At 67.3% G+C, this 19,797-nt stretch carries 16 protein-coding genes and 1 pseudogene; 5 read left to right on the forward strand and 12 right to left on the reverse strand.

All coding sequences use genetic code 11. The features are described 5' to 3' along the window. Nucleotides 1–238: 238 nt before the first annotated feature. From ruvA to G315_RS0105010, 7 genes are all read right to left on the reverse strand, one after another. Complete coding sequence (gene ruvA, locus G315_RS0104980) at nucleotides 239–847, reverse strand: Holliday junction branch migration protein RuvA (protein WP_018168502.1); 609 nt, start codon at nucleotides 845–847, stop codon at nucleotides 239–241. Then, complete coding sequence (gene ruvC / locus G315_RS0104985) at nucleotides 844–1,359, reverse strand: crossover junction endodeoxyribonuclease RuvC (protein ID WP_026181986.1); 516 nt, start codon at nucleotides 1,357–1,359, stop codon at nucleotides 844–846. Before ruvC ends, ruvA begins: the two co-directional genes overlap by 4 nt. 21 nt (nucleotides 1,360–1,380) lie before the next feature. Further along, a complete protein-coding gene (locus G315_RS0104990; protein ID WP_018143888.1) occupies nucleotides 1,381–2,121 on the reverse strand; it encodes a YebC/PmpR family DNA-binding transcriptional regulator in 741 nt (246 codons plus the stop codon). Between the two features lie 352 nt (nucleotides 2,122–2,473). Beyond that, nucleotides 2,474–3,103 carry a triacylglycerol lipase gene (locus G315_RS0104995; protein ID WP_019612034.1) on the reverse strand — a complete coding sequence of 210 codons (630 nt, stop codon included), beginning with the start codon at nucleotides 3,101–3,103 and terminating at the stop codon, nucleotides 2,474–2,476. A gap of 21 nt (nucleotides 3,104–3,124) precedes the next feature. Further along, a complete protein-coding gene (gene aspS, locus G315_RS0105000) occupies nucleotides 3,125–4,909 on the reverse strand; it encodes an aspartate--tRNA ligase (RefSeq protein ID WP_019612035.1) in 1,785 nt (594 codons plus the stop codon). 101 nt (nucleotides 4,910–5,010) lie between these two features. Then, a complete protein-coding gene (locus G315_RS0105005) occupies nucleotides 5,011–5,661 on the reverse strand; it encodes a DUF502 domain-containing protein (protein WP_018168499.1) in 651 nt (216 codons plus the stop codon). 3 nt (nucleotides 5,662–5,664) lie between these two features. Beyond that, a complete protein-coding gene (locus G315_RS0105010) occupies nucleotides 5,665–5,982 on the reverse strand; it encodes an FmdB family zinc ribbon protein (protein ID WP_019612036.1) in 318 nt (105 codons plus the stop codon). A gap of 492 nt (nucleotides 5,983–6,474) precedes the next feature. Here G315_RS0105010 and G315_RS0105015 point away from each other — a divergent pair, with 492 nt between their 5' ends. Genes G315_RS0105015 through G315_RS0105025 form a run of 3 tightly spaced genes read left to right on the forward strand, consistent with a single transcriptional unit; the run spans nucleotide 6,475 to nucleotide 9,113 of the window. Beyond that, nucleotides 6,475–6,852: a DsrE family protein gene (locus tag G315_RS0105015; protein ID WP_018143893.1), complete on the forward strand. Its 378-nt coding sequence runs from the start codon at nucleotides 6,475–6,477 to the stop codon at nucleotides 6,850–6,852. A gap of 10 nt (nucleotides 6,853–6,862) precedes the next feature. Next, nucleotides 6,863–7,717 carry an SDR family NAD(P)-dependent oxidoreductase gene (locus tag G315_RS0105020; protein ID WP_019612037.1) on the forward strand — a complete coding sequence of 285 codons (855 nt, stop codon included), beginning with the start codon at nucleotides 6,863–6,865 and terminating at the stop codon, nucleotides 7,715–7,717. 19 nt (nucleotides 7,718–7,736) lie between these two features. Continuing rightward, nucleotides 7,737–9,113: a nucleoside recognition domain-containing protein gene (locus G315_RS0105025; RefSeq protein ID WP_018143895.1), complete on the forward strand. Its 1,377-nt coding sequence runs from the start codon at nucleotides 7,737–7,739 to the stop codon at nucleotides 9,111–9,113. 46 nt (nucleotides 9,114–9,159) lie between these two features. Here the strand turns inward: G315_RS0105025 and G315_RS13745 are convergent. From G315_RS13745 to G315_RS0105050, 5 genes and pseudogenes are all read right to left on the reverse strand, one after another. Beyond that, nucleotides 9,160–12,417 (reverse strand): annotated as a pseudogene (locus tag G315_RS13745) (PAS domain-containing protein). A 28-nt stretch (nucleotides 12,418–12,445) separates the two neighbouring features. Next, nucleotides 12,446–12,652: a hypothetical protein gene (locus G315_RS0105035; protein WP_018143899.1), complete on the reverse strand. Its 207-nt coding sequence runs from the start codon at nucleotides 12,650–12,652 to the stop codon at nucleotides 12,446–12,448. A 42-nt stretch (nucleotides 12,653–12,694) separates the two neighbouring features. Next, nucleotides 12,695–12,913, reverse strand: coding sequence for a hypothetical protein (locus tag G315_RS0105040; protein WP_018143900.1), 219 nt, complete (start codon nucleotides 12,911–12,913; stop codon nucleotides 12,695–12,697). 123 nt (nucleotides 12,914–13,036) lie between these two features. Further along, nucleotides 13,037–16,342: an efflux RND transporter permease subunit gene (locus tag G315_RS0105045; RefSeq protein ID WP_019612038.1), complete on the reverse strand. Its 3,306-nt coding sequence runs from the start codon at nucleotides 16,340–16,342 to the stop codon at nucleotides 13,037–13,039. Next, nucleotides 16,339–17,364, reverse strand: coding sequence for an efflux RND transporter periplasmic adaptor subunit (locus G315_RS0105050; protein WP_018143902.1), 1,026 nt, complete (start codon nucleotides 17,362–17,364; stop codon nucleotides 16,339–16,341). Before G315_RS0105050 ends, G315_RS0105045 begins: the two co-directional genes overlap by 4 nt. A gap of 286 nt (nucleotides 17,365–17,650) precedes the next feature. On the opposite strand from G315_RS0105050, the gene G315_RS0105055 reads away from it, so the two are divergent. Both G315_RS0105055 and G315_RS0105060 read left to right on the forward strand, forming a co-directional pair. Next, the gene (locus G315_RS0105055; RefSeq protein WP_018143903.1) at nucleotides 17,651–17,992 is read left to right on the forward strand and encodes a phenylpyruvate tautomerase MIF-related protein; all 342 of its coding nucleotides are present in this window, start codon (nucleotides 17,651–17,653) and stop codon (nucleotides 17,990–17,992) included. Nucleotides 17,993–18,026: 34 nt separating this feature from the next. Continuing rightward, nucleotides 18,027–19,739, forward strand: a complete 1,713-nt coding sequence (locus tag G315_RS0105060; RefSeq protein ID WP_018143904.1) for a proline--tRNA ligase — start codon at nucleotides 18,027–18,029, stop codon at nucleotides 19,737–19,739. The last annotated feature ends 58 nt before the right edge of the window (nucleotides 19,740–19,797 follow it).

A 19,797-nucleotide genomic window follows, 5' to 3' on the forward strand; every position in this document is an offset into this window, starting at 1 on the left:
AGCGAGTTCAGCGCCGCCGGCCCAGCGCGTCCGGAGCGAGGTTCCCGGGCGAAATCCGGGTGCCCTTCTTTGGGTACTTTCTTGGGCAAGCAAGAAAGTACCTCGCGGTGCGCTCGCGAGAGAGCGCATGGCAGGCGGCGGACCGAGGGCACGTAAACACCGAAGGACGAACCAGGGCCAGCCTCAGGACCGGACCGAAACCCACCGGAGACGATTAGGCCCCGCAGCGGAGCGCGCGTTAGCGCTTGACGGTTGCGCGGAGGGCCAGGCGTACCAGGGTCTCCACCGAGTCCGCCTGGTCGCGGACGGCGGCGACCATCTTCTCGGCGCTGGCGCGTTGATAGCCCAACGACTCCAGCGCGGCCAGGGCCTCGGCTTCCATCGCGGCGGCGGGCGTCGGTTCGCTGCCGCCCGCTCCCCCGGCGGGCGCGCCGACAAAGCCCATCTCGGCAAGGCGTTCGCCCAGTTCCAGCACGATGCGCTCGGCGGTACGCTTGCCGATACCCGGCACCTTGGCCAGGCCGGTGACATCGCCGCCGCTGATCAGGCCCGCCAGCTCGTCGCCGGCGTAGGTAGAAAGCATGGCGAGCGCCAGCTTCGCGCCGATTCCGTTCACACGGATCAGACGCCGGAACAGGTCGCGATCGCGCTTGTTCAGGAAACCGAACAGCTGGTGGGCATCCTCGCGCACGACCAGATGGGTGGCCAGCACGACGGTCTCGCCCGGCTCCGGCAGGGCCGCCAGCGTGGACAAAGGGACGTCAACCTCATAACCAACCCCGCCGGCGTCGATCACGACGCCGTTAACCTCGCGGCTGATCAGCCGGCCTTCCAGCCGGGCGATCATGGGCGACCCCCGATCGAGCCGGAGGTGGCGGCCGCCAGACGCGCCTCGTGCTGCTGGGTGTGAGCGTGGCAAAGCGCGACGGCCAGGGCGTCGGCGGCATCGCTGCTGGCCGGTTCGGCCAGGCGTAACAGTTGCTGCATCATGTGCTGGACCTGTTCCTTGTCCGCCCCGCCGATGCCGACCACGGCCAGCTTGATCGCACGCGGGGCGTATTCGTGTACCGCAAGGCCGGCCTGGGTGGCGGCGCAGATGGCCGCGCCCCGGGCATGTCCCAGCTTGATCGCGGACTGGGCATTGCGCGCGACGAACACCGATTCGATGGCCAGCACGTCGGGCTTCAGTTCATCGATCACCTCGACCACGCCGGCAAAGATCTCGCCCAGGCGCTCGGGGAAGCCCTTGGCCTTGGGCCGGATCACACCGTGCCCGCAGGAGCGGCCGCGGCTGCGATCATACTCGACGACCGCGAAGCCGGTGATCCGGGAACCGGGGTCGATCCCGAGGATGCGCACGCCGGTCACGTGGCGGCCGGATCAGTCACCGCTGACCTCGTCGGGGAAGTCGGCATTGGTGAAGACGTTCTGCACGTCATCCAGGTCGTCGAGCATGTCGAGCAGCTTGAGGATCGACTCGGCGGTCTCCGCGTCCAGTGGCGCGAGCGTCTCCGGGCGCCAGGTGACCTCGGCATCCTCCGGCTGGAGTTCGCGTTCCGCCAGCGCCGCGCGGACGTCCTGATAGGTATCGGGTTCGGTGATGACCTCGATGGAACCGTCATCCTCGACCTGGACGTCTTCGGCCCCGCCCTCCAGCGCGGCCTCCATCACCACCTCGTCGTCCAGCCCGGGGGCGAAGCGGATCACGCCCTTGTTCTGGAACAGATAGGCCACCGAGCCGTCGGTACCCAGGTTGCCGCCCATCTTGGAGAAGGCGTGGCGCACCTCGGCGACCGTGCGGTTGCGGTTGTCGGTCATGCAGTCGACCAGGATGGCCGCGCCGCCCGGACCGTAGCCCTCGTAGCGGATCTCCTCGACGTTGTCGCCGTCGCTCTCGCCCGCGCCGCGCTTGGCGGCACGCTCGATGGTGTCGCGGGTCATGTTGGCGCCCAGCGCCTTGTCGATCGCCAGGCGCAGCCGCGGGTTGGTCTCCGGGTCCGAGCCGCCCTGGCGCGCAGCCACGGTGATCTCGCGGATCAGCTTGGTGAAGAGTTTGCCGCGCTTGGCGTCCTGGGCATTCTTGCGATGCTGGATGTTCGCCCACTTGCTGTGGCCTGCCATTCGGTCACGACTCCTTGGATTGGGTTCGGTTGCAGCGGCCCCGGGATTCCACCGAGCCGCAGGACCCGCACAGTCTAATCGCTGGCGCGGCGGTAATCACGGATGCCGGCGCAGCACTCACCCACACCGCCTCTTCCCTCCCCCGTCATCGCGAGGAGCAGAGCGACGAAGCACAAAAGCAGCGAAGCTGCGTTGAACGGCCGCAGGCCGGCCCGAAGGGCGAGCGAAGCGAGTAATCTCCACCCGGAACCACCGCCGTCGGGTAGAGGACGCATTGCCAGCTTTCAAAGATTGCTTCGTCGCTCTGCTCCTCGCAATGACGGGGGCGGCGGTGGGGGCGGGCCGGCTGGGGTTAAGGGAGGAACTCGCCCGTTTCCAGGAAATGGAGGGTCTCCTGGACCAGGAGACGGTTGACCAGCATGCCGAAGTGGGAGACCGGCATGGTGAGGTGGCGCGAGACCTCCGGGCCGCGAGTCTCGTCCACCGCGACCGTGCCATCGTGCGGATCCGGTAGCGGCGCGACCCAGGGCCCCGGCCCGAACGGCTTGCTGCCGGCGATCATGCCGACGTCGCGACCGCGCAGGACGGGGCTGCCGCCGAGCAGGCCGCGATCCAGCGCCGCGCCTAGCCACCAACGACCAAGGCGGTTCTGCGCCAGACGCGCCGCCACACGGCTGCCCTGTAGCGGCGAGCCCAGCATCACGATGCGACCGGGGCGCTGCACCGGCGCGACCTCGAACAGGTGGCGCACGATCACGCCGCCCAGGCTATGGGCAACCAGGTGCACGAGGTCGCCGGGGACATCCTCGAGAAACGCAGCCAAGTCTCGCGCGGCCTGCTCCGGCGTTTGCCGGCGCGAGGCATAGCGGAACCCGTGAACCTCGTGGCCGGCCGCGCGCAGACGGCGGCCCAGCAGGGCCATCTCCAGGCCCGGCATGTGCCAGCCATGGACCATGACCACACTACTGCGCATGCCGGTCATGGCGCTCGGCCGGACAAGCGGTTACTCGGCCTGTTGCGTGGCGCTGGGACGCAGACGGATACCCAGCTCGCGCAGCTGCTTCTCGCCGACCGGGGCCGGAGCGTCGGTCAGCAGGCAGGCGGCGGTCTGGGTCTTGGGGAAGGCCATCACGTCGCGGATCGAGTGGGCACCGCTCATCAGCATCACCAGGCGGTCGAGGCCAAAGGCCAGGCCGCCGTGCGGCGGGGCGCCGAAGTTCAGGGCATCCAGCAGGAAGCCGAACTTCTCGCGCGCCTCTTCCTCACCGATGCCCAGGGCCTCGAACGCGGCCTGCTGCATCTCGGGGTTATGGATACGGATCGAGCCGCCACCGACCTCGGTGCCGTTGAGCACCATGTCGTAGGCGCGGGACAGCGCCTCGCGCGGGTTGGCGCGCAGCGCATCGGGGCTATCCACCGCCGGGGCGGTGAACGGGTGATGCAGGGCGTACAGACGCTTGTCCTGGTCGTCGTACTCGAACATCGGGAAGTCGACCACCCACAGCGGCTGCCAGCCTGCCTCGACCAGCTCCAGGTCGTGGCCGATCTTCACGCGCAGGGCGCCGATCGCCTCGTTGACCACCGAGGCCTTGTCCGCGCCAAAGAAGATCAGGTCGCCGGCGGCGGCCGCGGTCTTCTCCAGGATCTGCCGGGTCACGTCCTCCGGCAGGAACTTGAGGATGGGCGACTGCAACCCGCCCGCGAGATCGGCCGGGTCGTTGACCTTGATGTAGGCCAGGCCCTTCGCGCCGTAGCGGCCGACGTACTCGGTGTAGACGTCGATCTCCTTGCGCGTGAGCTTGGCACCGCCCGGGACGCGCAGGGCGGCCACGCGACCCTCCGGGTCGTTCGCCGGGCCGTTGAAGACCTTGAACTCCACCGCCTGCATCACCTCGGTCAGCTCGGTGAACTCCAGCGGGATGCGCAGATCCGGCTTGTCGGAGCCAAAGCGGGCCATCGCCTCGGCATAGGCCATGCGCGGGAACGGATCCGGCAGCTCCACGCCCTGGACCTCGCGGAACAGGTGGCGGATCAGGCCCTCGGTCACCTCCATCACGTCCGCCTCGTCGACGAACGCCATCTCCATATCCAGCTGGGTGAACTCCGGCTGGCGGTCGGCGCGCAGGTCCTCGTCACGGAAGCAGCGGGTGATCTGGTAGTAACGATCCATGCCGGACATCATCAGCAACTGCTTGAACAGCTGCGGCGACTGCGGCAGGGCAAAGAAGCTGCCCGGATGCGTGCGGCTGGGCACCAGGTAGTCACGCGCGCCTTCCGGTGTGGCCTTGGTCAGCATCGGGGTCTCGAGGTCGAGGAACTCGCGCTCCTCGAGGAAGCGGCGCATGGCCGCGGAGACCTGCGCGCGCAGGCGCAGGCGCTGCTGCATCAACGGGCGGCGCAGATCCATGTAGCGGTAGCGCAGGCGGGTGTCTTCGCCGACGTCTTCGTCGTCCAGCGGGAACGGCGGGGTCTTGGCGGCGTTCAGGACCTCCAGCTCGAGCCCGAGGATCTCGACCGCCCCGGTGGGCAGGTCCGGATTCTCGGTGCCCTCGGGGCGCCGGCGCACGCGGCCGGTCATGCGGATCACGTACTCGGTACGCAGCTGCTCGGCGCGCGCGAAGACCTCCTCGCGGTCAGGGTCAAACACCACCTGGACCAGGCCCGCATGGTCGCGCAGGTCCACGAAGATCACCCCCCCGTGGTCCCGTCGGCGGTTCACCCAGCCGCAAAGGGTCACCTCCGAGTCGAGTTCGTTCTCGGTGACACGTCCACACAGATGAGTTCGCATTGCGCTGTTCCAGCCGAAGGGCACGCCCGCCAGGGGCCTGCACGGTGAGTCGGGAAAACGGGACGAACATGGCGTTCGCACCCGCGAAAAGGCCGGAAATCTTACGATTTGCCCTGCCCCTGCGCAACCGGCGCCGGCGCTTCTTCAGGGCTTCTCATCGGTGTCACGACCCCCATGGACATCACGAACTTGAGACCATCCTCCACCGTCATGTCCAGTTCGATGGCTTCCTCGCGCGGGACCATGATCACGAAGCCGGAGGTGGGATTGGGCGTGGTCGGGACGAAAACGGTGATGACGTCACGCTCGGTGCGGTCCTGCACCTCGCCGACGGCGACACCGGTCATGAACCCCACGGACCACAGGCCGCGGCGCGGATACTCGATCAACATCACCTTGCGAAACGCCTGCCCGCCATCGGACAGCACGGTCTCGGTGACCTGTTTGACGGCACCGTAGATCGAACTGACCAGCGGGATGCGGCGGACGATCGATTCGCCCACCGACACCAGCTTGCGCCCAACGATATTGGCCACCACCACCCCGGTCACGAACACCACCACCACCGCCAGCACGATGCCGGCACCCGGGATGGAGAAGCCGAGAATCGCCTCCGGCCGCCAGGGCGGCGGCAGAAGGAGGATGGTGAAATCCAGCAGGTCGACCAGCAGCTTGATAATGAAGCCGGTGACGATCAGCGGCAGCCAGACCAGCAGCCCTGCAATCAGATAGCGGCGCAGGGAGACCAGCATTGATCAGGTGCCGGTCGCGGCGGTACCGGTCTTGGCGCTACCGGAAGATGCGGACTTTCCGGAGGCGTCCGACTTCGTTGAGCTACTGCCGCTGGAGCTGGTGGCCGAGCTGCTGCCCTCTTTCAGGTTGCGCTTGCCCTCCTTCTTGAAGTCGGTCTCGTACCAGCCGCCGCCGGCCAGACGGAAGCCGGCCGCGGACACCTGCTTGGTCAGGGCCTCGGCACCACACTCCGGGCAAATGGTGGCCGGCGGATCGGAGATCTTCTGCAGGATCTCGGAGACCTCGCCGCAATCCTTGCACTGGTATTCGTAAATGGGCATGACTGGAATCCTCGGAATGCATCCGCGAAAACACGGGTTGAGGCGTATTATGCGGCCGTTTTCGGGGAATGAAAGGCCTTCGCTTCCGACAATCCGTTTTCATAATCCAGAACGGTATTTCTCCGGCAAGCATGGGCAGCCCGCTCTCCTGCCCCCCTCGACGTCATCCCGACCGAAGCGCAGCGTAGGCCGGGATCTCCAGCGTCAGCCCCTTCCCGACCGGGGAGATCCCGGATCACCGCTACGCGGTGTCCGGGATGACGGCAGGGGGGACGACGCGAATGTGTCCGGAATGACGGCGGTGGGTACGGCTCGAACGCGTCCGGGATGACGACAAGGCGGGAGCCGTTCAGGGCCATGCAGCCGATATCCGCCGCCACCGGGGGCGTCTCTTGATGCTGCCCGGCCAATCCGCGCTGGGGTTTGCGCCGGGCGGCCGCAGCGCGGATCATTCACCCCCAACTCGACGATACGACCGCGCAAGGACCTGTCATGGCCGAAAAGATCGTGATCATGCTGCTGAACCTGGACCTGGACCGCCCTGGCACACTGGGGGCGCCCTTCTTCCAGGCCACCGTCGCCGCCGCAATGGATCTCGAGGTGGAGATCTACTTCGCCGCCGGCACCACACGCCTGCTGCGTCAGGGCGTGGCGGAGACCATCTACCCCGGCGAGGCCAGGGAGAAGTCTGTCTACAGCTTCATGCAGGACGCCCACGAGGCCGGCTGCGCCTTCTACGCCTGCGCCGGAGCGATGAGCGAGAACGGCCTGACGCTGGACAACGCAGTGCCGGAACTGGACGGGATGCGCGGCGGCGGTGCCTTCATCGGCGAGGTCGTCGAGGACGGCGTCGCCACCCTGACCTACTGAGCGCGCCGCGGTGAGCGAGACCTCTTCCCGTGCCGTGCTGATCACCGGCTGCTCCAGTGGCATCGGGGCCTGTACCGCACGCGTACTGCGCGATCGCGGCTACCGCGTGTTTGCCACGGCGCGGCGCGGCGAGGATGTCGCCCGACTGAAGAAGGACGGCTTCGAGGCCTTGCAGCTGGATCTGGACGACTCCGCCAGCATCCACAGCGCGGTCACCGAGATCCTGCACCGGACCGATGGCCACCTCTACGCCCTGTTCAACAACGGTGCCTACGGCCAGCCCGGTGCGGTGGAGGATCTGAACCGCGCCACCCTGCGCGCGCAGCTGGAGACCAACGTGCTCGGCTGGCTGGAACTGACCAACGCCGTCCTGCCCGCCATGCGCCGCGCCGGCGAAGGCCGCATCATCCAGAACAGCTCGGTCCTGGGCCTGGTCGCCCTGCGCCTGCGCGGGGCCTACGTGACCTCCAAATTCGCGATCGAGGGCATGAGCGACACCCTGCGCCAGGAACTCCACGGCACCGGCATCCATGTCGCCCTGATCGAGCCGGGGCCGATCCGCAGCGCGTTCCGCGCCAACGCGCTGAAGGCCTTTCGCTACCACGTCCAGCGCGAACACGGCCCCTGGCAGGAGACCTACCGCGCCGCCGAGGCCCGCATGGCGAACGCCGAGGCCGATGCCCCGTTCACGCTGGGGCCCGAGGCCGTCGCGCGCTGTGTCGTGCACGCCCTGGAGGCCCGCCGCCCGCGGGTGCGCTACCACGTGACCTTCCCCACCCGCCTGTTCGCCTTCCTCAAGTGGCTGCTGCCAGCCCGCGGGATGGATGCCGTGCTGCGCGGTGTATCACGCGGGGAAAACCGCTGACCGTGGCACACTGCGGCACATGAACCTGATCTTTCTCGCCCTGATCGTGATCGCCGTGGCGACGGCCGCGATCCGCGAGATCCGCTCCACCGATCCCGACGAGCAACCGATGCAGGCCCTGTCCGAGGGCGCGATCGAGGCCGCCGGTTCCGCGGTGGAGCTGGCCCTGGGGCTGGTCGGGGTGATGGCCCTGTTCCTGGGCCTGATGAAGATCGCCGAGGCCGGTGGCCTGCTGACCGTGCTGGCGCGGCTGCTGCGGCCACTGATGGTGCGCCTGTTCCCGTCGGTGCCGCCCGAACACCCGGCGATGGGCGCGATGATTCTGAATTTCTCCGCGAACATCCTGGGTCTTGGCAACGCCGCCACGCCGTTCGGCATCCGCGCGATGCAGGAGCTGGAGAAGCTCAACCCGCACCCGGGCACCGCGACCAACGCGATGGCGCTGTTCCTGGCGATCAACACCTCCAGCATCACGCTGCTGCCCACCGGCGTGATCGCCCTGCGCGCCTCGCTGGGTTCCGAGGCCCCGGCCGCGATCCTGCCGACCACGCTGTTCGCGACCCTGTTCGCGACCATGGCCGGCATCGCCAGCGCGCTGATCCTGCAGCGCTACTTCCTGCCACCACCGGCGACTCGCAGCATTGATCCGGGCCAGACGTCCGCGGATGGCGCGAGCGAGCTGGACGACACAATGCGCGAGGCCGGCCGGGAGGCGACCGCCGAGCCCACCCAGGACGCCGACCCGACAGCGGACACGGCCAACCAGCAACCGATGAACATCGAGGTCCCCACCGAGGGTTACCCCGCCTGGGTCTCGCTGACCGTGCTCGCCGCAGTGCTGGGCATCATCCCGCTGACCATCCTCTACGGCCAGGCGATCGCGCCGTGGATCATCCCGGGGCTGGTGGTCGGTTTCCTGTCCTACGGCGTGATCCGCGGCGTGCCGGTCTACGAGGTATTCGTCGAGGGCGCCAAGGAGGGCTTCAATGTCGCGCTGCGCATCATCCCCTACCTGGTCGCAATCCTGGTCGCGGTGGGCATGCTGCGCGAGAGCGGGGCACTGGGGATGTTTGTCGGGCTAGTCGGGCCGTTGACCACACCGTTCGGCTTGCCGGCCGAGGCGCTGCCGATGGCGCTGCTGCGCCCGCTGTCCGGCTCCGGCGCCTACGGCATCATGGCCGGCATCATGCAGGATCCGACCACCGGGCCGGACACGCATGTCGGCATCCTGGTCTCGACCCTGCAGGGCTCGACCGAGACCACCTTCTACGTGCTCGCCGTGTACTTCGGCGCCATCGGCATCAAGCGCGTGCGCCACACCCTGGCCGCCGCGCTGACCGCGGATGCCGTCGCGGTGATCGCGGCGGTGGCAATCGTCGGCTTCCTCTTCCTGTAGGACGGCGTGCGCGACGAAGGCGTGCGCGACGCACCCCCTCGCGGGGTCAGCCGTCCGGGCGACTCGCGCGGCAGTGATCCAGCGCCCGCAGGAGGTCATTCGCACCGATCGGCTTGGTCAACAGGTCGTTGAAACCGGCCTGTTCGGCCCGCTGGCGCGTGGCATCCGTTGCATCGGCGGTCACCGCAATCACCGGGATCGCGGCCAGCTCCGGCTCGGCCCGCAACGCGCGCAGCACCTGAAACCCATCCATCACCGGCAGGTTCAGGTCCAGCAGGATCAGCTCGGGCGGATCCCGCAGGGCCATGTCGAGTCCCTCGGCGGTCGATTCCGCCATGCGGCAGTCGGCCGCGCCCTGCTGTTTGAGCATCTCGCGCATCAGACGCTGGTTGGCATCGTGGTCCTCAATGCAGAGCACGCGGCACTGCCCGGCGCGCCGGAGCCGCCGGGCAGTGCCGCATCGTCCCCGGTGCCGGACGGCATCCGGTCACGGGCCCGGGGCAGACGGAACCAGAAGGTACTGCCCTCCCCCGGCACGCTGTCGACCCCGATCTCGCCCCCCATCAGGTCCACCAGATTGCGGGTAACCGCAAGCCCGACACCGCTGCCCTCGACCCCTTGCTCCTCCGCCGCCAGCCGTTCGAACGGCTGGAACAACCGCCGGCACTGTTCCTCGGTCAGGCCCGACCCGCTGTCACGTACAGCGATCCGCACATCGGCCTCCCCCACCTCGCCACTCACACGCACACTTTCGCCGGGCCGGTTGTACTTGATCGCATTGGAGAGCAGGTTCAGGAGCACCTGCTTTAGCCGCCGCGGATCGGCCTGCAGCATCACGGTCGGCAGGGCGTCCGGCTCAAGCTCCACGCGACACTCGCGTGCCATGGGCTCCAGCAGGGACAGACACTCCTCCAGGACGGGCCCCGGCGCCACCGGTTCCGGCTCGACCCGCATGCGACCGGCCTCGATTCGGGCAAGATCCAGGATCTCGTTGATCAGGTCCAGCAGGTGCCGGCCCGCGCGCGTGATCTCCTCCAGGTGGCCACGCTGGTGTCCATCCAGCGCCGGATCGCTCTCCAGCAACTGGGCAAAGCCGAGAACGGCATTCATCGGCGTGCGCAGTTCGTGGCTCATGTTGGAAAGGAAGTCGGATTTGGCGCGGTTGGCCGCCTCGGCCGTCTCGCGGGCCCGATGGAGCTCCGAGCGACGGCGCAATTCGTCGGTAAAATCACTGAAGATGTTGAAGCCGTATTGCGGCTCCCCGCGGGCATCGCGCACCACGCCGATAGTGCTGGCCGTAATAAACACGGCCCCGTTGGCACAGCGCTGGGGCAGCTTGCCCGTCCAGGCCCCGCCCTCGGCCAGCACCTGGTCGATCTCTTGCTCCTCCTTTTTGTTCTCCGCCGGGATGATCCCCACCTCGTGGAAATCCCGGCCCAGCAACTCCTCCGAACGGTAGCCCAGCATCTCCAGAGCAGCCAGATTGACGTAGACGAAGCGGCCTTCGCGATCCACCACCTCGATCCCCTGTTCGGAGGCTTCGAAGATGCGCTGGAACAACGCCAGGTGTTCCTGCGCCTGGTGCAGCTCGGTGATGTCCTGCAAGCTTCCGCCGACGTGCGTCAATCGGCCGTCGCTATCGAAGCGTCCGCTCGCGATCATGTGGACAAAGCGGATGCGTCCGCCGGGCAGCTCCACCCGGTGGTTGATCTCGTGGTGCCGACTCTCGCCGACGCCAGCCAGAAAGCTCTCGACCTGATAGCGGTCCTCCGGGTGCACCAGGTTCAGGTAGTCGTCGCGTTCGAGCGGCGCGTCTTCGGCATCCAGCTCGAAGATCTCGCGGAGCACCCGGGACCAGGTGATACGTCCATCCAGCGCATCCATCTCCCAGTTGCCGATACGCGCGAGCCGTTGCGACTCCAGCAGGCGGGTGGACAGGTCGGACAGCGCCAGCTCGGAATTCTTGCGCTTGGTGATGTCCTGCATCACGCCCAGCATGTACAGGATCTCGCCGTCCTGGCCGCGCACCACGTCGCCGCGTTCCAGCAGCCAGTGTTCCGACCCGTCCGGCCAGATCACCCGGTGTTCCAGCTCGAGGTAGGAACCGCGGCGTAGACTGCTGGCGATGGCGGTGCGTACCCGGGCGCGATCATCGGGATGCACGGCGTCCAAGAAATTGGAGACCGTCGGCTCCAGCCCGCCCTCGGGACAGCCCAGAAGCGGCGGGATGCGCTCCGACCAGCCCAGCGCCTCGCGGTTCGGCGCCCACTCCCAGTTCCCATGTTGGCGAAGATCTGGCTCGAGCGCAGGCGGTGCTCCTGATGCTTCACGTGGGTGATCTCGGTGCGAATCGACACGTACTGGTAGGGACGACCGTTGCTTCCGAGATACGGGACGTATGGTGGTCTCCACCCAGTACAGCGATCCACTGCGCGCCCGGTTGCACACCTCGCCCCGCCAGATCTGGCCGGCGGCAATGGTCTCCCACAAGTCGGCGTAGAACTCCGGCGGATGTTGCCCGGACTTCAGGATGCGGTGGTTGCGCCCCATCAGCTCGGACACGGCGTAGCCGCTCACCCGCGAGAACCGCTCGTTGGCGTAGATGATGTTGCCGGCGACATCGGCGATGCTGACCAGGGAGTGCTCGTTGACCGCCACGTGCTCGCGCTCGTACAGCGCATCGCGATAGGACTGGCTGACCCCGTCAATCTGGCGCATCTGGCGCGCCCGCGCGGTGAGCGCCGCCGCAACACGGGCCGGTTCCACCGGCTTCAGGAACACTCCGGCGACCCCCGGGTGCAGGGTCATCAGGTGGTTGACCCGGCCCGGATCCTCGGTCAACAGCAGCGACGGGACCACACTCCCGGTATCCCGGGTTCGCAGCAGCGCGACAAAGGATTCCACCGGCTCGGCCAGCCTCTGCAGATCGAGGACCACCACGTCCACTCGGGTGTCCTCCAGCTGCCGCCGGAGCGCCTCCGGGTCCGACGCGGTGGCCACGCCCAGACCAACGCCCGTCAGATACGGCTCGAGGCCGCCGTCTGTCGCATCATTCGTGACCGACCTCGCCACCGTCGTCGATCAGCCGTACCCGCGATCGGGCCGTGCAGCCGCCCAGCGGCTGCACGCGGGCCTGCGCCAGGGCCTGGGCCTCGCGGTACAGCGTGGTCAGCCGGTCGCCATCCTGCGCCGAACCGTCGAGGGCCCGGGACAGCCGCTCCAGTTCCGCGACCCGCTGTGCCAGGGATTCGAGAAACTCGCCCCGCAACCGTGCCAGCCCCGGCGATGCCGGGGCCGGCTTCACGGCCGTCGGTTGTAACGAATGCAACGGATCAGTTCGGGGGACCGCCCGGATTGATGTCCTTGTCCTTCACGATGAAGTAGACCCCGATGGCGGCCAGACCCATCCACATGAGCAGCGCGAACACCCCGAGGACCTCCCAGAGCGTCACGAAGAAAAACAGCATGATGGCGGCAGCACCAAGGAAGATATTGCCGATCACGAAATTGGACGGCCGGCGGGAATCATTGTCGGGCATGGACGGCTCCGGTACAGGCGCCTTGAACGACGCCAGTGAACGCTACTGTTTCTTGTAGGGGGTAAAGTCGAATTCCCCGGCGGTCATGTCGTCCCACAGATCGCTCTGCAGTACGGCCAGCAGCTTGAACAGCTTGCGCAGTTCGGGGTCCTCCATGAAGCGCTGGTCCTCGCTGGCTTTCAGCACCTCGACCAGGGTGGCGCACTGCTCACGGCTGATTCCGAGGACATTCAGCCCGTTCTCTCCCATCTCGACATCCATCGAGCGACTCCTGTTCGGTTGAATGGGGTCGATTGTAGCCGCTCGCACACCGGCTGCGAAAACGCCGGACTCCGGCCACGTCATTGCGAGGAGCCGAGGGCTCCGCGCAATGACAGGTATGGCTTACGCCGCCTGGGCGCGGATCAGGTCGATCCGGGTGCGCACGTACAGGTAGTACAGCACCGGGATGATCACCAGCGTCAGCAGCGTGGAGACGAACACGCCGAAGATCAGCGAGATCGCCAGGCCGGAGAAGATCGGGTCGTCGAGAATAAACCCGGCCCCGACCATCGCCGCCAGGCCGGTCAGCACGATTGGCTTGGCGCGCACCGCGCCGGCGTGCACCACCGCCTCGATCACATCCACGCCGCGGCGAATCTCCTCGTTGATGAAGTCCACCAGCAGGATGGAGTTGCGCACGATGATCCCGGCCAGCGCGATCATCCCGATCATCGAGGTTGCGGTGAACTTGGCGTCCATGAAGAAGGCATCCATGAAGGCATGCCCCGGCATCACCCCGATTACGGTCAGCGGGATCGGCGCCATGATGATCAGCGGCACCATGTACGAGCGGAACTGCGCCACCACCAGCAGATAGATCAGGAGCAGCCCCACCGAGTAGGCGATCCCCATGTCGCGGAAGGTCTCGTAGGTCACCTGCCACTCGCCGTCCCACTTCAGCGAGAAGTTGTAGGGGTTGTCCGGCTGACTGATGAACAGCTGCTCCAGCGGCTCGTCGTAGGCCATGGGCTGGTCGCGCAGGCCGAAGAACATGTCGAACATGCCGTACAGCGGGCTGTCCAGCCCACCGGCCAGATCACCCATCACGTAGACCACCGGCAGCAGGTTCTTGTGGTGGATGGAGTGCTCGAGACTCGAGTCGACCACGTTGACGACCTCGGACAGCGGCACCAGCGTGCCGTCGCGCGAGCGCACCTTGAGCCCGAGCACCGGGTCCAGGCTGCCCTTCTCGGCCTGATCGAACTCCAGCCGCACGGGGACCGCATATTTCACGTTGGAGCCGTAGAGATACGTCACGTCCTCGCCCGACAGCGAGGTCGAGATCGCCTGCACCACCGCCTGCTGTGACACCCCCAGGCGCGCGGCCCGTTCGCGGTCGACCTGCAGAATCTTCTTCTGCCCCGGATACTCGACCGAATCATCGATGTCGGTGATGTCGCCGGTGTTCTCGAAGCGCTCGCGCACCTGCCGGGCGATCTCGATCTGGCCGTCATAGTCCGGGCCGTAGATCTCGGCGACGATCGGCGACATCACCGGCGGACCCGGTGGAACCTCGACCACCTTGACCGCCGCGCCATGCCGATCGGCGATCGCGTTGATCGCCTCGCGCACGCCCAGGGCCACCGCGTGGCTCTTGCGATCGCGCTCGTACGAGCCGACCAGGTTCACCTGAATGTCGCCGACGTGCGAACCCTCGCGCAGGTAGTACTGACGCACCAGGCCGTTGAAGTTGATCGGCGCCGCGGTGCCCGCGTAGGTCTGCACGTTGTGCACCTCGGGGACCGTCTTCAGGTAGTCGCCCATCTCCGCCAGCACGCGGGAGGTGCGCTCCAGGCTGGTGCCTTCCGGCATGTCCAGTACCACCTGGAACTCCGACTTGTCGTCGAACGGCAGCATCTTCATGACCACCAGCTGGAAGTACGCCAGCGACACCGAGGCCAGGATCAGCACCAGGGTGCCCAACCACAGCGCGAGGCGAGCGGTCTTCTTGCGTCCGCCAGTACCAAGGAAGGGCAGCAGCAGGGTGTTGAAGATCTTCATCAGCCCGGCCGAGGCGCTCTCGCCCTCCGCGCCATGACCACCACTGGCCGGCGCGGCATGTTCATGCTTCTCGGCCTGGCGGCGCAGGACCTTGTAGGTCAGCCAGGGCGTGACCACGTAGGCCACCGCCAGCGAGATGATCATCCCCATCGAGGCGTTGATCGGAATCGGACTCATGTACGGGCCCATCAGCCCGGTCACGAAGGCCATCGGCAGCAGCGCGGCGATCACCGCAAAGGTCGCGAGAATCGTCGGTCCGCCCACCTCGTCCACCGCGAGCGGAATCGCCTCGATGAACTTCTTGCCGCCCTTGGCCATGTGCCGGTGGATGTTCTCGACCACGACGATGGCGTCATCCACCAGTATCCCGATGGAGAAGATCAGCGCGAACAGCGACACGCGGTTGAGCGTGAAGCCGTAGGCCCAGGAGGCGAACAGCGTGATCGCCAGGGTGATCACCACCGCCACGCCAACGATAAACGCCTCGCGCCAGCCAAGCGCGATCCACACCAGGATGACGACCGAGGCGGTTGCCAGAATCAGCTTCTGGATCAGCGTGTTGGCCTTGTCGTCCGCGGTCTGTCCGTAATTGCGGGTAATGGTCGTCTCGATGCCGTCCGGGATGTAGGTCCCGCGCAACTGCTCCAGCCGCTCGACCAGGGCATCGGCGATATCCGGGGCGTTGGTCCCCGGCTGTTTGGCAATGGCCACCGTGACCGCCGGATGGCTCTCGCCCAGGCGCGCGCGATCCCCCGCGGCCGCGCCATGGGCAAAGCGCACGTGTTCGGTGGCATAGGCCGGACCCTGTACCACCTCGGCAACATCCGAGAGGTAGACCGGGCGATCCTCGTGCATCCCGACCACCAGGCTGGCGAAGGCCTCGGGTTCGGTAATAAAGTCGCCGGCCTGGACCAGGATTTCCTCGTCGTCGTGGTACAGCTGCCCGGCGTCACGCGAGAAGTTCGAGGCCTGCAGGCTGTCGCGCAGGTCGTCCACCGACAGGTTGTGGGCCGCCAGGGTCTCCGGCTTGAAGCGCACATGCACCACGTGATCGGGCCCACCGACGGTGTAGATGTCGCGGGTGCCCGGTACGCGCTTGAGCTCGGCCTCGATGCCGTGCGCCACGCGCAGCAGGTCGTGCCCGCCGCGCTCGGGGTCCTCGGTCCACAGGGTCACGTTGACGATCGGCACATCGTCGATCCCCATCGGCTTGATGATCGGCTCGCCGACCCCCAGACCCGGCGGCAGCCAGTCCTGGTTGGAGAACACCTGGTTGTACAGGCGCACCAGGGCCGCGGTGCGATCCTCGCCGACCTCGAACTGGATGGTGATCTGCGCCATGTTCGGGCGCGAGACGGAATAGATGTCGTCGATGCCCTCGATCTCCGAGAGCACCTGTTCGGCCGGCGTGGCCACCAGCTGGGCCACCTCCTGCGCGCTCGCCCCCGGGAACGGGATGAACACATCGGCCATGGTCACGTTGATCTGCGGCTCTTCCTCGCGCGGCGTGACCAGGATCGCGAACAACCCCAGCAGCAGACCGATCAGGGCCAGCAGCGGGGTGATCTGGGTAGTCAGGAAGGCCTTGGCAATGCGCCCGGAGATCCCCATGCGCTCGGACGCCCCCTCCGTGCCGGCATCGCTCATCGGTTCACCTGCTGATGTTCCTTCAGATAGATCTGCGCATGCACCGGATCCAGCGCCACGCGTTCATCGTCGTCCAGACCGCCGAGGATCTCGATCATGCCGTCATGCTGGCGCCCGACCCGCACCTGGCGGAACGCGACCCGATCGTCCTCATCGACGACGTACACGGCGATAACCTCGCTGCGATAGACCACGGCCTCCACCGGCACCAGCAGGCGTTCAACGTCCTCCACCACGAAAGCGGTCTTCACGAACATGCCGGGGAACAGGCCGAGATCCTGCTGCTCCGGCAGGTTCACGCGAATCCGGAAGGTGGAGCTGGCCGGATCGGCATAGGGGAAGATAGTCAGACTCTCGGCCGCCACCCGGTCCCCGTTCAGCAGGACCTCGGCACTGCGCCGCTCGCGCACGTTGTGGATCAAGCGCTGCGGCACATCCACGGCAACGCGCAACTGATCCAGGCTGATCCCGGACAACAGCGGTGAGCCCGGGCTGACCGACTCGCCGACCTCGACATGACGCTCGGTGACGATCCCGGAATACGGCGCATACACCTCGGTGTAGCCGAGCTGCTCGCGGGCCTCCTCGACCCGGCCTTCGGCCGAGCGCAGGCGGGCACGCGCCGACCCCAGCGCGGCCTCGGCGCGGTCGAACTCGGAGCGCGAGACCACCCCCCGCTCGAACACATCCTCAATCCGGGCGAACTCCGAACGCGCCTCGTTGAAGCGGGCGCGGGCGTCGGCCAGATCCCCCTCCGCCTGGCTTACACGGGCCTGCTGCTCGGTATCGCTGACCCGCACCAGGAGCTCGTCGACCTCGACGAAGTCATCCACGTCCACGTAGAGCTCGCGGACGCGCCCGGAGGTCTGGGCGGAGATCGTGGACCGCTGCACCGCCTCGACGCGGCCATCCAGGATACGTTCCTGGGCAATCGTCTGGCGTTCCGCGGTGGCCGTGTCGAACGGTAGCTCCGCCTGGGCCGCAAACGGCAACAGCAGCAGGGCCCACAGGGTGTGGCGCATCCGGGTTCGTGTCATGGGGTCTTTCCTTGCTTGGTGAGGTCGCCGGGGATGGGCCGTCTCGCACTCGTCCCGGCCCCATATATTAGCTTTTTCTAATTTATTATTTCCTGATGCCGAACGCAATCCGGGCGCATCCGCCCGCGACCGGTCCGCTCCCTCGCTGCGAGTATAGCCACCCTGACAAGGGTTTCACCCACCCCGGCGACTCGCCGGGACGCTGCAGCGCACCCGCGCTCCCCGTATCATGGCGACCGATCCGGGAACCACACAAGATCTGGAGGACGCCATGCCGCTGCTGCGAGTCGAGACCAATACCGCCCTGCCGGACGATGCTACCGGCCTCAGCCAGCGCCTGTCCGCGGAGGTCGCCGACTGGCTGGGCAAGCCCGAGGGCTACGTGATGGTGGCCTGCACGCATAATCCGGCCATGTGCTTTGGCGGCAGTACCGATGCGCTCGCCTACTGCGAGCTCAAGAGCATCGGCCTGCCCGAGGGCCTGACCCGCGAGCTGTCGCGCAAGCTGTGCGACGCCCTGCAGGCAGAGCTGGGTATCGAACCCGCCCGCGTGTACATCGAATTCGCCGACGCCCCGCGCCACTTCTGGGGCACCAACGGCACCACGTTCTGAACCCTTTCCAGCCATCAACCACGGACTGCCCCCGATGCGCGTCTCGCAATTCCCGCTGAACACCCTGAAGGAAACCCCGGCCGACGCCGAGATCGTCTCCCACCAGCTGATGCTGCGCGCCGGCTACATCCGCCGGCTGGCCTCCGGGCTGTACACCTGGCTGCCACTGGGGCTGCGCGTGCTGCGCCGGGTCGAGGGCATCGTGCGCGAGGAGATGAACCGCGCCGGCGCGCTGGAGGTGCTGATGCCGGCGGTGCAGCCCGCCGAGTTGTGGCAGGAATCCGGCCGCTGGGACTTCTACGGCGCCGAGCTGCTGCGCCTGAAGGACCGCCACGACCGGGACTTCTGCTTCGGCCCGACCCACGAGGAGGTCATCACGGACCTGGTACGCCGCGAGGTCCGCAGCTACCGCCAGCTGCCGATCAACTACTACCAGATCCAGACCAAGTTCCGCGACGAGCGCCGCCCGCGCTTCGGGATCATGCGCGCGCGGGAATTCCTGATGAAGGACGCCTACTCGTTCCACATCGACGGCGACTCGCTGGCCGAGACCTACCGCCAGATGCACGCCGCCTACACCCGCATCTTCGAACGCTGCGGGCTGGACTTCCGCGCGGTGGAGGCCGACACCGGCGCCATCGGCGGCAATGCGTCGCACGAATTCCACGTCCTCGCCAGCTCCGGCGAGGACGCCATCGCCTTCTCCCCGGCCGGCTTCGCCGCCAACGTCGAACTGGCCCCCTGCCCGAAGCCGGACCCGGCCCCGGCACCCGGCGCGGAGATGGCGAAGATCGCCACGCCCGACGTACACACCATCGACGAGCTGGCAAAGTTCCTGAACATCCCGACCGAGCAGACGGTGAAGACCCTGGTGGTCGCGGCCTCCGACGAGATCGACACCGACCTGGTCGCCATCGTGCTACGTGGCGACCACGAACTGAACGCGGTCAAGGCCGAGAAGCACCCCTGGATCGCCGAGCCGCTGCGCATGGCCGAGGCGGCCGAGATCCGTACCGCCTTCGGCGCCGACCCCGGCTCGCTGGGCCCGGTGGGCAGCCCGATCCCGGTGCTGGCCGACCAGGCGATGCTGGGCATGGCCGACTTCGTGGTCGGCGCCAACGAAGACGGCCATCACCTGACCGGCGTGAACTGGGGCCGTGACCTCCCGCAGCCGGAGACCGCCGACCTGCGCAACATCACCGAGGGCGAACCAGCCCCCGATGGCTCCGGTCCGATCGAGATCCGTCGCGGCATCGAGGTCGGCCACATCTTCCAGCTGGGCGACAAGTACAGCCAGGCCCTGGGCGCCCGAGTGCTGGACGAGGACGGCCGCGAGCAGGTCGTGACCATGGGCTGCTATGGCATCGGTGTCTCGCGCGTCGTGGCGGCGGCCATCGAGCAGAACTCCGACGAGCGCGGCATCTGCTGGCCCACCGCCATCGCGCCCTTCGACATCGCCCTGTGCCCGATCGGCGCGAAGAAATCCCAGCGCGTACGCGAGGCGGCGGAAAAGCTCCACGACGATCTGCAGGCGGCCGGCTTCGAGGTCCTGCTGGACGACCGCGGACAGCGCCCCGGCGTGATGTTCGCCGACATGGAGCTGATCGGCATCCCGCACCGAATCGTCATCGGCGAACGCGGCCTGGACGCCGGCGAACTCGAATACCAGGACCGCCGCGCCCCCGAGGCCGAACACCTGCCGCTCGACAACCTGATCGACACCCTGCGCGAACGGCTGCGGGGATGAGGCACGCGCTTTGTCTGCGGTTCATGATGTGCTGATCCGAAACGCCGCCACGCGCGGC

The sequence above is a fragment of the Thioalkalivibrio sp. AKL7 genome (genome assembly GCF_000381705.1).
In the GTDB taxonomy this organism is placed as follows: Bacteria; Pseudomonadota; Gammaproteobacteria; order Ectothiorhodospirales; family Ectothiorhodospiraceae; genus Thioalkalivibrio; species Thioalkalivibrio versutus.

Bases quoted from the DNA above. Each gene is read 5' to 3' on its own strand.
- ruvA (WP_018168502.1), bottom strand. From the start codon at position 847: ATGATCGCCCGGCTGGAAGGCCGGCTGATCAGCCGCGAGGTTAACGGC.
- G315_RS0104990 (WP_018143888.1), bottom strand. From the start codon at position 2,121: ATGGCAGGCCACAGCAAGTGGGCGAACATCCAGCATCGCAAGAATGCC.
- G315_RS0104995 (WP_019612034.1), bottom strand. From the start codon at position 3,103: ATGACCGGCATGCGCAGTAGTGTGGTCATGGTCCATGGCTGGCACATG.
- aspS (WP_019612035.1), bottom strand. From the start codon at position 4,909: ATGCGAACTCATCTGTGTGGACGTGTCACCGAGAACGAACTCGACTCG.
- G315_RS0105005 (WP_018168499.1), bottom strand. From the start codon at position 5,661: ATGCTGGTCTCCCTGCGCCGCTATCTGATTGCAGGGCTGCTGGTCTGG.
- G315_RS0105010 (WP_019612036.1), bottom strand. From the start codon at position 5,982: ATGCCCATTTACGAATACCAGTGCAAGGATTGCGGCGAGGTCTCCGAG.
- G315_RS0105015 (WP_018143893.1), top strand. From the start codon at position 6,475: ATGGCCGAAAAGATCGTGATCATGCTGCTGAACCTGGACCTGGACCGC.
- G315_RS0105025 (WP_018143895.1), top strand. From the start codon at position 7,737: ATGAACCTGATCTTTCTCGCCCTGATCGTGATCGCCGTGGCGACGGCC.
- G315_RS0105035 (WP_018143899.1), bottom strand. From the start codon at position 12,652: ATGCCCGACAATGATTCCCGCCGGCCGTCCAATTTCGTGATCGGCAAT.
- G315_RS0105040 (WP_018143900.1), bottom strand. From the start codon at position 12,913: ATGGATGTCGAGATGGGAGAGAACGGGCTGAATGTCCTCGGAATCAGC.
- G315_RS0105045 (WP_019612038.1), bottom strand. From the start codon at position 16,342: ATGAGCGATGCCGGCACGGAGGGGGCGTCCGAGCGCATGGGGATCTCC.
- G315_RS0105050 (WP_018143902.1), bottom strand. From the start codon at position 17,364: ATGCGCCACACCCTGTGGGCCCTGCTGCTGTTGCCGTTTGCGGCCCAG.
- G315_RS0105055 (WP_018143903.1), top strand. From the start codon at position 17,651: ATGCCGCTGCTGCGAGTCGAGACCAATACCGCCCTGCCGGACGATGCT.
- G315_RS0105060 (WP_018143904.1), top strand. From the start codon at position 18,027: ATGCGCGTCTCGCAATTCCCGCTGAACACCCTGAAGGAAACCCCGGCC.